The sequence below is a fragment of the Pseudorhodoplanes sp. genome, from assembly GCF_035565795.1.
Lineage (GTDB): Bacteria > Pseudomonadota > Alphaproteobacteria > Rhizobiales > Xanthobacteraceae > Pseudorhodoplanes.
The window spans coordinates 1-12,399 of the sequence record NZ_DATMRV010000141.1; the positions used below are offsets into that span (position 1 = coordinate 1).

A 12,399-nucleotide genomic window follows, 5' to 3' on the forward strand; every position below is an offset into this window, starting at 1 on the left:
TCCGAATATGACGCGGTCGCCCTCACCGGCGGTTCGGAGCATCCGCGCGATCTGCCGATCCCGGGGCGCGAACTCGACGGCATCCACTTCGCGATGGATTTCCTGCCGCAGCAGAACCGCCGCGTTTCGGGCGAAGCTCCGCTCGCCGGGGCGAAAGACATCCTGGCTGGCGGCAAGCATGTTGTCGTGATCGGCGGCGGCGATACCGGCTCGGACTGCATCGGCACCTCGATCCGTCAGGGCGCGCTGTCTGTGACGAATTTCGAAATCATGCCGATGCCGCCGGAGCGCGAGAACAAGGCGCTGACCTGGCCGGACTGGCCTTACAAGCTGCGCACCTCGTCGAGCCATGAGGAAGGCGCCACCCGCGACTTCTCGGTGCTGACGCAAGCCTTCGAGGGCAAGGACGGAAAGGTCACGGCGCTGCGCTGCGTGCGCGCCGACGAAAAGATCAAGCCGATCCCCGGCACCGAATTCACGGTGAAGGCCGATCTCGTGCTGCTCGCCATGGGCTTCGTGCACCCGGTCAAGGAAGGCATGCTGGCTTCGCTCGGCGTCGCGCTCGACCCGCGCGGCAACGCCAAGGCCAACACCGAGGACTACAAGACGTCGATCGCGAAGGTGTTCGCCGCCGGCGACATGCGCCGTGGTCAGTCGCTGGTGGTCTGGGCGATCCGCGAAGGGCGCCAGTGCGCGCACGCGATCGACAAGTTCCTGATGGGAACGACGACCCTGCCGCGATAGGCCGGTTCGGCCTACCGCCCGAACAATCCGAAGAAGAAGCGCGGTCCCGACGATTCGTACGCGGGACGCCGCCAGAAGGTCGGCGCCTGCTGCTGTTGCTGGCGCATCTGGGCCTGCAACTGCGGATGGCCCGCGACGCGTTGCCCAGGCGCTGCGCCCGGCTTCTGACCGGGCAATGCCGCCTGCTGAACGCTTCCCGGCACAGGCGCCCGGACAATCGCGAGCGGTGCCGTGGTCGGCGGTATCGGTTCGCTCGCAACGAGATTGGGCATCCGCGGCGGCCATGACGCGTCGTCCGCCCGGCCGGGCTCGCTCCGCTGCGGTTCGCCCTTCACCAGCATGCGGCTCGCCGCAGCATCAAGCTGAGGCGCAGCCTTCGCCGGGGTCACGGGCGTTCCACCCGCCAGATCGGTCGGTTCCTGCAGCGGTGTGCCGAGCAGGATGACGGGCCCGGCAAGCGGCCGCGCCGCCGGTCCGCTTGGCTTCGCCGGCTGGATATCATGTGGCTCCAGGGGCGCGTTGCTGATCGCCGCAGGAATCGGCTCGCGCAACACGCGCTTCAGATCGCGCTCGACATAATGCGCGAGCTTGCGTGCTCCGAAGCGCGTGAAATTCACGCCATCATAGGTGCGCAACTGCCGGATCTGCCCGGTCTCGTCCGGACCACGCTGCATGAAATTGCCGCGCTCGTCGACGAAGCCGTCCCACACATTGACGAAGATGAAGCCCGCCTTTTCCACGCGGGCGCGGTAAATCTCGTTCAGATATTGCACGTCGGACGTGGATTTGGCGCCGCGCACCGCGGGTATGCCGACCCACAGCACCGGAACATTGGCGCTGCGCACCGCCGCGATCATCTCATCGACTTTGGCGCCGTAAAGTTCTTCCCATCGTTCGCTGCGGAACTCGACGGGTCCTGCAGGCCGCGCGGGGCGTTGCGGTTCGGGCGACGCGATGGCCGGGGCCTCGTCATCGTCACCCGCCGGCTTCTGGGTCTGCGGCGCAGGGGCCGCTGCGGGCTGCTGTGCCTGCTGCGCAGCGGGTGCCGGCTGCCCCGGCTTCTGCGCTGATTGCGATTGCGGCTGAGGCTTTGCCACCACCCGCTCGCGGATGTCCTGCCGGTCCTGAAGCCCGAGCAGCACGATTACGGCCTGCGGCTTCTCCGCGGCGATCAATTCGCGCGCGACCTTCGGCCATTCGGCGTCGGACTTCTGCTCGTAGCGGATCAGCCCGGACAGCGGGCGATGCTTGCGCAGGATGCCGATCTCCGGGGTCTCCGCGAGTTGCTCCTCAAGACCGTAGGCGAGCCAGTCCGCCAGCGAATCGCCGAGAACAAGAATGCGGATGGTCGGAGGTACTTCCGGCTTCCTGGGTGCGGGCGCGGTTGTCTGTTCCTGCGGCACGGCTGGACGCGGCTTCTGCTGCCTCGGAAAGCCGAAGAAGCGGTCGTCGAACGGAAAGAACTGCGCCTGTGCCGGCCAGCACGCCGCAACCGCGGCAAGCGCGAGCCCGCCCAGGCAAACCGCCCGTACCATCAAGCGCTTCCGCGCACCGTTCTGCCGCGCCATGCCGATCCGTTCGATAAGGGCCGATTGTTGCAGACCCGTGCGACCTTTGCGGGGCTTTCACCCCGCCGGATGGCACCTGCATAGCAAAAGAACATGGCGAGGCGAAGGTCGGATCTCGAGGCCCTAATTCCCGCGCAGCCGCGCCAGGACGGTCGCCGTCGGGAAACCATCGGGCACGAGTCCGGCCCGTGCCTGGAAATCGCGGATGGCGGCGCGAGTCTTGGCTCCAAACCGGCCATCTGCCTCGCCGATATCGAAGCCGCGCCGGATCAGCAATTGCTGCATTTCAGCGCGCTCTTCGCGGGTCAGAACCCGCTCGTGGCGCGGCCAGGATTGCACCAGTGCATCGCCGCCGCGCAGCCGGTCCGACAGGTGCCCGATCGCAAGCGCATACGCCTCGGCCGGGTTGTAGCGCATGATCACGCGGAAATTACCCAGCATCAGGAAGCCCGGGCCCTGACTGCCCGCCGGCACCATCAGGAAAGCGCGGTCGGATGAGCGCGGGAACGCCTTGCCGCCGGCCCGCCGGATCCCGAGTTGCTCCCATTCCCGGATAGTCATGACCTTGCTGCGGTCGGCCAGCATGAAGTTGAAGTTCTGCGGCACCACGACTTCGTAGCCCCAGGTCTGTCCGGTCTCCCAGCCGTGCTTGCGGAAATAGTTCGCGGTCGAAAACAACAGATCCGGGATCGAAGCGGTCATATCGCGATGACCATCTCCGTCGGCATCGACCGCGTAGTTCTTGTAGACCGTCGGCATGAACTGCGTCGGCCCGAATGCACCGGCCCACGAGCCTTTCATCCGGTCAGGCTGCACGTCGCCGCGATACAGGATCTCCATCGCCGCGAGAAACTCGTTGCGGAAATAGTCCTGGCGGCGTCCGACGCAGGCCAGCGTTGCGGTCGAACGCAACACGGAACGCTCACCCATCATGGTCGAGTATTTCGACTCGATGCCCCAGATCGCGGCGATGACGTGCCGGTCAACGCCGTATTGCCGCTCCATCGCGTCGAACGTCGCGCGATATTGGTGCAGCAATTCGCGACCGCGCTGGATGCGCTCATCGCCGACCAGGCGGTCCAGATAGTCCCAGAAGGCGAGCGTGAATTCCGGCTGCGCGTCGACCAGATCCATGATCTTCAGATCAGGCGTCAGATCGCGCGTGAAGCTGTCGAAGGCCTGTTTCGAAATCCCGCGCTTGGCTGCGGCCGGATAAAGGCGCTGCAGGCATCCCTGAAAGTCAGCGGCGGCGGCCCGGATGGCGTCGGCTGTCATGAGCGGATGACCCGACGAGCCCGATTCGCCGCTCCACTCCGGACCGGTCGCCTGCGCAAAAGCGCGTCGCGCGCGCGCCGGGACCGCGGGTTGGGCGACCGGCTGCGCCGTCACCCGTTGCGGGACCGAAGACGTGGCCACAACATCGAGCCGATCGTTGCCGCCGGCGCAACCAATCAGCGACAGACCGAGGACTGCCGAGAACGAAAGAGTCGGCAGTGTTTGAGAACGACGGGCCATTTCAGCCTCACGCAACCGGGCCACGATAATGCCCTATGGGCGATGCATACGGTTGCCAGACCATTAACAACATTCACAAAACCGTGGACGTATTGGGATGGCTGAAGGCTTTTCCGTAACCTCCGCGTGCTACCAGACCCTCCTGTTCACACACCTCTCGCGGTTCCCCACATGAAGCCTATCCGTAAAGCGATTTTCCCGGTGGCCGGGCTCGGCACCCGTTTCCTTCCTGCGACCAAGGCCATGCCGAAAGAGATGCTGACGGTGGTGGACCGCCCGCTGATCCAGCATGTGGTCGACGAAGCGCGAGAAGCCGGGATCGAGCACATGATCTTCGTCACCGGCCGCAACAAGGGCGTCATCGAAGACCATTTCGACAAGCAATACGAGCTCGAAGCCACGCTGAAAGAGCGCAACAAGACCACCGAGCTGGAGCTCCTCGCAGCGGATACGCCCGCCGCCGGAATGACCAGCTTTACGCGCCAGCAACAGCCGCTCGGGCTCGGACATGCGGTCTGGTGCGCGCGCGACATCGTCGGTAACGAGCCGTTCGCCGTGGTGCTGCCCGACGTGCTTGTGCTCAATGAACCCGGCTGCCTGAAGCAGATGGTCGAGGCCTACAGCAAGCAGAAGGACAAGGCCAACATCATCGCGGTCGAGGAAGTGCCGATGGACCGCGTGCACATGTACGGCATCGTCGGTGTCGGCAAGGAAGCGGGGCCTTCCATGCCGATCACCAGAATGGTCGAGAAGCCGAAGCGCGAGGATGCGCCGTCCAATCTGTCGATCACCGGTCGCTACATCCTGCAGCCTGAGATCTTCGACATTCTCGAGAACCAGCAAACCGGCGCCGGCGGTGAGATCCAGCTGACCGACGCGATGATCACGCTGTCAAAGAGCCAGCCGTTCTATGCCGTGAAGTTCGAAGGCCGCTCCTACGATTGCGGCTCGAAGCTCGGCTTTCTCACCGCCAACGTCGCGTATGCACTTAACCGCAAGGATATTGCGGGTGAACTGCGCGCGGAACTGCAGCAGCTATTGGGATAAGTCCCGTGCCCCGGACGCGGTGCAGCCCGAAGCGACGCGCTGCGCCCGGGATACTTTAGCGCTGCAGTCTCAATCCCACCGTGAATATATTCGTGGTGTAGTCCCATCCTTCGATGGTCGACTTCAACCATTCGCGTCGCGCTTCAGCCTTGAAATGCAGTTCGCGCGTCAGCTTGTAGATCAGGCTGCTCGCGATGAGGTAGCGGTTGTCGGTGCGGTTCGAGCCTTCGTAATTGTCGGTGCCGTAACCGAGCGTCAGCGTGCCGACCAGCCAGCGGCGGAAGGCATGGTCGAACTGCACACCGAAATCCCGCCTCAGCGATCCGGCGACACCCGGAAGGATCGACTCGTCCACGGTCGTGTTGGCATAGACCTTCAGCGTGGTCAGCGGTGAGGCGTAATATGTGAGCGTCGCGTCGAGCAGCGGCGCGCGAATTGTCGGAAACGCCGCGTCCGCATATCGCCGTTCCAGGAAGCCGATCGACGCCTCGCCGACGAGATACCGTGACAGTTCGAATTGCGACCCAACCTTGATGGTCGAGCCATCGGAATTGCGCGCAATCCCTGCGGCATCGTTCTCGCGATCATGGCGCCGCTGATCCATGCCGTATTCAACGAACGGCTTGATGCCGGGCAGCGTTTCGTACGACGCACGCACCCGCGCGCCATACTGATTGTAGTTGCGGTCGCCAAAATCGACGACTGCGCCGCTGTAGGTCTCGGCGTCGCCATAGGCCGTGCGATCGATGCTGCCTTTCAGCGACAGTTCGAGACGGTTGAACGTGTGCGAGATCCCCGCGGTCGCGCCCGGCGTGATGTAAAGCGGCGGCGTCGCAATGTTATTCGGCAGATTCGGATCGCCGGGATTGTCGGCTTGCAGGCCGAAGCGCCCTTCGAGGTCGGCCTTGGTCTGGCTGGTGATGTCGATCCGCGCCTTACCCTTCAGGTCGAGGTTGGGCTGGTTGAGATTGTCGAGGCCGTTGCTGTTGTACCAGGTATAGCTGCCCCTCAGATCCGCCGACACTTCGTGCCGCGACCAGTCCGACTTGACGCTGAGTTCGGGCGCGACCTTTTCATAGATCGAGCCCTTGGGGAGCGTGCGCTGGCCCGGGTTGCTGTTGTAGCCGCCCGACACTTCCACCGCAGGCTTGTAGAGAAGCGATCCGGCATGGAAGCCGACCGGACCGAACGGATCCTGTTCGTCGATGCGCTTGCGAATGGGACGCGCGGCAACCGTGCCGGTCGCATCGAGTGTGATGGGTGCGGAATTGGTCGCGCGGCGGCGTTGCGCCGCCCGGCTTTCCTGCCGCTGAAACACCGGCGCCACGGTGCGATCGGGAGCCGTCGCTGCGATCGGCGGGAGGTTCTCCGCTTCCGCGAGCGCGCGTTTCCGGGCGGCCTCCTTCGCTTTTTGTTTCACCCGCGCATTGGTCGCGTCGAAGCCGGTCGTTCCCGCGCCGCTCTGCGGCCTTGTGACCTCACCCGCCCGCGCGGGCTGACCAGGCCGGCGGAATTGCTGCGAACGCCCGCTGTCGAAATGCGGATCGAACAGGGTCGGGGTCGACGGATCGCGTGGCTCGGCCTGCTGCGCGACAGCCGGCACGGTCGCGCAAAGACCGGCAAGGCCGACCAGCACAATCGGGACCAGGCTGCGCGCCACGCATCAACTCCTGCCGCGCCCTGATGGCGGCCCCCGTCGGGGACGCGCACATGAAGGCGGCCAGCCTCGCGGCCGGCGAAAATGGTTAACGGAGTTAAAAGCGATATGGTTAACGGGGGGTTAGGAGACCCAGCCCTTCAGCTCGCGCAGCACGACGTCGCGGATCACCTGCATGCCCTGCGGGCTGTCGTTCAGGCAGGGAATGGCCGCGAAGTTCACCCCGCCATGCTCCTTGAAGATGTCGCCATTCTCGACCGCGATCTCCTCCAGCGTCTCCAGGCAATCGGCGGAGAAGCCGGGTGTCACGATGGCGAGGTTCTTCACACCGCTGCGCGCGAGCGCCTCGACGGTCTTGTCGGTGTAGGGCTTGATCCATTCCGCCGTGCCGAAGCGCGACTGGAAGGTCATGCGCAATTGCTCCTCGCTATAGCCCATCGCGTCGCGCAGCAGCCGCGTCGTCTTCGCGCAATGGCAGTAATAGGGATCGCCCTTGTCGAAATAGTCCTGCGGAATGCCGTGGAAGGACGCGAGGATCACGTCCGGCTTGAATGGCAGCTTTGCCAGTTCCTCTCCCATGGAGGAAGCGAGCGCCTCGATATAGGCCGGCTCGTCATGATAGGGCGGCGCCACGCGCAGCGTCGGCTGCCAGCGCATCGTCATCAGATGCTTGAACACCGCGTCGCAGGCGGTCGCGGTCGTCGCCGCCGCATATTGCGGATAAAGCGGTACGAACAGGATGCGGTCGCAGCCTTTCGCCGCCAGCGCATCGATCGCCGATCCGACCGATGGATTGCCGTAGCGCATGCCCCATTCGACCTCGATCCGCTGATCGACCGGTGCGAGCGCGGCAGCAAGCTTCTGCGTCTGAGACCGCGTGATGGTCTTGAGCGGTGACTCGTTCAACTCGCGGTTCCAGATCGAGTCGTAATCGCGGCCCTTGCTGGCCGGCCGCCGCGTCAGGATGATCAGGTTGAATACGAGTTTCCAGACCAGCGAATTCTCCTCGATGACCCGCTTGTCGGAGAGAAACTCCTTCAGATAGCGCCGCATCGATGAATAGTCAGTCGCATCCGGAGTACCGAGATTTGCGATCAGGACACCAATTTTGCCGGATTTGACCGGCGGATGGCCCGCGGGCCGGTGCGCGCCTGCGACGGCGTCTGACGATGCGTCGTTCATGCGGCCATGCTAAGCCCATCTGGCTCCCGGAAATCAATCATGAAAATGTCCATCACCCGCCGCCTGCTGCTGCTCGGATCGTCCGCCCTGGCGCTGGTCGCCGGCCTGCCGCGCCTGTCTTCCGCCCTGGGGACGCGGGCGCGGGTGACATTCGTGCTCGTCAGCGACATCTACCTCATGAGCGACCAGCCGGCGCCGGACGGTCAGCTGCGCGGCGGATATGCGCGCCTCGCATCGGTCGTGAAAGCGGAGCGGGCCAAAGGCGGCAATGTCCTGTTCGTGCATGCCGGCGACGCCCTGTCTCCCTCGCTGATGTCGAGCCTCGATCAGGGCGAGCATGTCATAACGCTGACCAACATGCTCGCGCCGGACATTTTCGTCCCCGGCAACCACGAATTCGATTTCGGCAAGGAATTGTTCTTCAAGCGCATGAGCGAGGCAAAATTCCCGCTCTATGTCGCGAACATTCTCAATCCCGACGGAAAGCTCATTCCCGGCTTCCGGGAGCGCAACATCATCGAGATGAGCGGCATCCGTATCGGCATCACGGCCGCGACCGACGAGGATGCCGCAAGCCTGTCGAGCCCGGGCGACCTGAAATTTCCGCGCTCGGTCGACACCATCGAAAAGCAGGCTGCACTGCTGCGCAAGGAGGGCGCGGATGTGGTGGTCGCGGTCGTCCATACCGATCGCGCCAAGGACGAAGCGATGATCCGCACTCGGGCCGCCGACATCATCCTCAGCGGGCACGATCATGATCTCTGGATCAATTACGACGAACGCACGGCCGCGGCGGAATCGAGCTACGACGCGCATTTCGTGACCTGCGTCGACATCACCTTCACCGTTCGAATGAATGAAGGGCGCCGCGAGGTGAGCTGGTATCCGGAATTCCGCCCGATCGACACCCGCAACGTCGTCCCTGACGCGGAGATCGACGCGGTCGTCCAGCAATATGAAAGCAAGCTTTCGAAGCATCTCGACGTACCGATAGCGACCACCGCCGCCGAACTCGACAGCCGCAACCCGACGGTCCGGACACAGGAAGCTGCGATCGGCGACCTGATTGCTGATTCGATGCGCGCGGAAACCAATGCAGACATCGCCATCACCAATGGCGGCGGCATCCGCGGCGGCCGGATCTATCCGCCCGGCACGACGATCACCCGCCGCGACATGATGGCTGAATTGCCGTTCCGCAATACGATCGCGCTGCTGGAGATTTCGGGCCGCGCTATCCGCGCCGGCCTCGAAAACGGCTTCAGCGCTTTGCCAAGGGCAGCCGGCCGCTTCCCGCAGGTGTCCGGTCTCAACATCGTGGTCGACGCGTCACGCCCGGTTGGACAGCGCCTGGTGTCGGTGCTGGCCGACGGCAAGCCGCTAGAGGACGCGAAAATCTACAGGCTCGCGACCAATGACTTCATGGCCCGCGGCGGTGACGGCTATGAAGCCTTCAACAACGTCACCGAGATCATTGCGCCGCATGACGGCCCGCTGATGATCAACGAACTGATCAAATACCTGGAGAAGATCAAGTCCATACGCACGGTCGTCGACGGGCGGATCGTGTTCCGGTGAGACAGCCCCCACTCGTCTTGCGGGCGGGTGAATCCCGGATTTATTCCCACGTCTCCAGACAGCGCCGCAATTTGGGCGTAGCTTTCCGGGCATGGACGATCCCGAAACCAGTCAGACGTTGTTCAGCGCATTGCGGAAATCCGCTGCCCCGGACATCGCCGGCACGATCGAAACGCTGGTCCGCGACGGCGAGGACCGGTCACTGTGCCGCGTCAATGTGCTGGACATCGCGCGCAAGAACGGCCTCGATGAGGAACAGACGATCAGCGGCTTTCTGCATGCCGCGCGGCTCGGCATATTCGAACTGAGCTGGAACGTGCTGTGTCCGGGCTGCGGCGGCGTACTCGACGCAACACAGACGCTGAAGTCGGTACGCAAGGGCAGCTACGACTGCGCGCTTTGCGCCTGTGGCTATGAGCCCACGCTCGACGAAATGGTCGAGGTCACTTTCACCGTGAGTCCAAGCGTGCGCCGCATCGCAGCGCACGATCCGCACTCTCTGCCGCTTGTCGAGTATTTCCGGCAGATCTTCTGGTGTTCCGGGGTCGACCTCCCGGAGCCGCCCTTGCTGGAGAAAGTCATCGAGGAGATCGTGCTCGACGCCATCGAGCTTGCGCCCGCCGAAAAGGCGCTGATGTCGCTACAATTGCCTGCGGAGTTCATCATCGTGTTCGAGCCGGTGACGCATGCGGCGCACTTCATCGACGTGAAAGGCGAACCGGTGCGCGAACGGCAGAATCTCGCGATGGTCTTCAGCAAGACGCAGGCGCCGACCGGCACCACCGAAATGCGTCCCGGCCCGTTGCGGCTTTCATTCGAAAACCGCAGCGATTGTCGTACGCTGCCCTCGGTGTGGATCGCGGGCGACAAGCTGCACGAACTGCTCGGCAAGCGCCGCCCGTTCCTGACGGCGAAGCGACTTTTCACCAATCAGACCTTTCGCGACATCTATCGCACCAATACGCTGGACGTCGATCAGGGCCTGAAAATAACCAGCCTGACTTTCCTGTTCACCGATCTCAAGGGATCGACCGCGCTTTACGACCGCGTCGGAGATCTTGCGGCCTATGATCTCGTGCGCGCGCATTTCCGCGTGCTGAACGAGATCGTTGCTTCAGAAGCGGGCGCCGTCGTGAAAACCATCGGGGATGCGGTGATGGCGACATTCCCGACGCCCGACCGGGCGCTCGCCGCTGCGCTGCGCATGCGCGACTCGGTGCGAGATATCAGGCAGGATCTCCTGATCAAGATCGGCATTCATGAGGGGCCTTGCCTCGCCGTCACGCTCAACGACCAGCTCGATTACTTCGGGCAGACCGTCAACATTGCGGCGCGGGTGCAGGGCCTGGCCGACGAGCGAGCGATCTTCGTCACCAGGCCCGTGATGCAGCATCCGCAGGTCGTTCAGATCATCGAGCAGAACAAGCTCGTGCCGACCGAACAACTCGCATCGCTGCGCGGCATCAGCAACCAGATGCCGGTCTTTCAGATACCGTAAGCAACGCGTCCGTCGAACTCAGGCGCGGACAATGCGATGAACGAGGGGGCGGCTCTCCGACAACCCCTCACTCGCGACGTCGCGTTGAAAGCCCCCTCGCGGGAGCGGCGCAGCAGACTTACGGAGCGAAGCGCAGTTCGAGGCCGGCAATGCCGCCGAACACGTTCAGCCCGACCTGACCTTCCACGCTCAGCGGCTGCAGCGCGAACGAATTGTTGGATCCGCCATACATGACATTGGCACCAAGTCCGACGCCGACGGAAGCGCCTGCGGTCACGCCGGCGTAATTGCCCGAGAGATCGCCAAGTCCGATCTGCTGGGTCGGCGCGAATACGCCCCACACAAGGCTCGACACCGCAGTCGCGCCGAGGTCGACGCCGGCACGGCTGAGGATGGCGCGATACGGCTGCCGCGGCCCGAAGTCCGGCCTAAAGACGCAGCTCAGTTCGGTCACCGACCCGATGATGAAGCCGACCGAGCCTCCGCCACGGCATTCCAGGACTCCGGCCTGAACCTGCTGTGCCGACGCAGGCGTGGCTTGCGCCGCAACCAGCATAAGAGCGGCGGCGAGTGATGATCGGATCATTGGGTTCCCCCTCGAGTTTTGAATCGTGCAACGTCCACGGCAACTACGCGCCGGAAGTCGGGCCGAAATTAGCCACAAGCCGTTTCAAAGACGATAAGTCTTCGCCCGCGAATTTTAGCTAAATGCAGTGGCCTCGCCCGCACGGCAGGGCTGCCACGGCGGCAGCCCGCGAACGCACGGTCACATTTGCGACGGTCCGGACCGGCGTGGGGGTCCGAAACCGAAACGCGGCAGGCGCTTATTTCAGGTTGCCGCAGAAGCGCTGGATGCGCTTGCCCGCCTCTTCCAGGTCCTCGGTCTTGGTCGCGTAGGAGATGCGGAAGGCCGGGCCCGCACCGAATGCCGAACCATGGACCACGGCGACGCCCTCGGTTTCCAGCAGCTCGGTGACGAAATCCTCGTCGGTCGCGAGCTTTTTGCCGGACGGAGCGGTCTTGCCCATGGTGCCGGCGCAGGACGGATAGACATAGAACGCGCCCTCCGGCTTCGGGCATTGGATGCCGTTCGCCTGATTGAGCATCGACACGATCAGGTCGCGGCGCTCTTTGAACACCGCATTGTGCTTGGCGATGAAGTCCTGCGGACCGTTCAGCGCCTCGACCGCGGCCCACTGCGCCACCGCCGACGGGTTCGAGGTCGATTGCGACTGCAGCATCGCCATCGCCTTGATGAGATGCTCCGGTGCACCGGCGTAACCGATACGCCAGCCGGTCATGCAATAGGCTTTCGACACGCCGTTCAGCGTGAGCGTGCGCTCATACAGACGGGGCTCGACCTGCGCCGGCGTGGTGAACTTGAAGTCGTCGTAGACGAGGTGCTCGTACATGTCGTCGGTCAGCACCCAGACATGCGGATGCTTCATCAGCACGTCGGTCAGCGCCTTCACCTCGTCGCGGGTATAGGCCGCGCCGGTCGGGTTCGACGGCGAGTTGAAGATCAGCCACTTGGTCTTGGGCGTGATCGCCTTATCGAGCTGCTCCGGCGTCAGCTTGAAACCGGTCTCCATGGTCGTCACGACCGACAC

Annotated in this window: 10 protein-coding genes; 4 read left to right on the forward strand and 6 right to left on the reverse strand. The window is 63.9% G+C overall.

The window, feature by feature from the left end:
- The coding region (locus VNZ93_RS13225) for an FAD-dependent oxidoreductase (protein WP_325705556.1) at positions 1 to 744 on the forward strand (744 nt) is incomplete at its 5' end.
- 11 nt (positions 745 to 755) lie between these two features.
- On the opposite strand, the gene VNZ93_RS13230 is transcribed toward VNZ93_RS13225, so the two are convergent.
- Positions 756 to 2,279, reverse strand: a complete 1,524-nt coding sequence (locus tag VNZ93_RS13230; protein WP_325705558.1) for a DUF459 domain-containing protein — start codon at positions 2,277 to 2,279, stop codon at positions 756 to 758.
- A gap of 156 nt (positions 2,280 to 2,435) precedes the next feature.
- Positions 2,436 to 3,827: a lytic murein transglycosylase gene (locus VNZ93_RS13235; protein WP_325705561.1), complete on the reverse strand. Its 1,392-nt coding sequence runs from the start codon at positions 3,825 to 3,827 to the stop codon at positions 2,436 to 2,438.
- A 171-nt stretch (positions 3,828 to 3,998) separates the two neighbouring features.
- On the opposite strand from VNZ93_RS13235, the gene galU reads away from it, so the two are divergent.
- Positions 3,999 to 4,874, forward strand: a complete 876-nt coding sequence (galU, locus tag VNZ93_RS13240; protein ID WP_325705564.1) for a UTP--glucose-1-phosphate uridylyltransferase GalU — start codon at positions 3,999 to 4,001, stop codon at positions 4,872 to 4,874.
- Positions 4,875 to 4,929: 55 nt separating this feature from the next.
- On the opposite strand, the gene VNZ93_RS13245 is transcribed toward galU, so the two are convergent.
- Together VNZ93_RS13245 and hemH are read right to left on the reverse strand one after the other, a co-directional pair.
- Positions 4,930 to 6,534, reverse strand: coding sequence for an outer membrane beta-barrel protein (locus tag VNZ93_RS13245; RefSeq protein ID WP_325705567.1), 1,605 nt, complete (start codon positions 6,532 to 6,534; stop codon positions 4,930 to 4,932).
- Between the two features lie 120 nt (positions 6,535 to 6,654).
- The gene (hemH, locus tag VNZ93_RS13250; protein WP_325705570.1) at positions 6,655 to 7,713 is read right to left on the reverse strand and encodes a ferrochelatase; all 1,059 of its coding nucleotides are present in this window, start codon (positions 7,711 to 7,713) and stop codon (positions 6,655 to 6,657) included.
- A 39-nt stretch (positions 7,714 to 7,752) separates the two neighbouring features.
- On the opposite strand from hemH, the gene VNZ93_RS13255 reads away from it, so the two are divergent.
- Positions 7,753 to 9,291, forward strand: a complete 1,539-nt coding sequence (locus tag VNZ93_RS13255) for a bifunctional UDP-sugar hydrolase/5'-nucleotidase (protein ID WP_325705573.1) — start codon at positions 7,753 to 7,755, stop codon at positions 9,289 to 9,291.
- 91 nt (positions 9,292 to 9,382) lie between these two features.
- Complete coding sequence (locus VNZ93_RS13260) at positions 9,383 to 10,789, forward strand: adenylate/guanylate cyclase domain-containing protein (protein WP_325705576.1); 1,407 nt, start codon at positions 9,383 to 9,385, stop codon at positions 10,787 to 10,789.
- 118 nt (positions 10,790 to 10,907) lie between these two features.
- Here the strand turns inward: VNZ93_RS13260 and VNZ93_RS13265 are convergent, their stop codons facing one another.
- Both VNZ93_RS13265 and VNZ93_RS13270 read right to left on the reverse strand, forming a co-directional pair.
- Positions 10,908 to 11,375 carry a DUF992 domain-containing protein gene (locus tag VNZ93_RS13265; RefSeq protein ID WP_325705580.1) on the reverse strand — a complete coding sequence of 156 codons (468 nt, stop codon included), beginning with the start codon at positions 11,373 to 11,375 and terminating at the stop codon, positions 10,908 to 10,910.
- Between the two features lie 238 nt (positions 11,376 to 11,613).
- Positions 11,614 to 12,399: pyridoxal phosphate-dependent aminotransferase (locus VNZ93_RS13270; RefSeq protein WP_325705582.1), on the reverse strand; the 786-nt coding region annotated here is incomplete at its 5' end.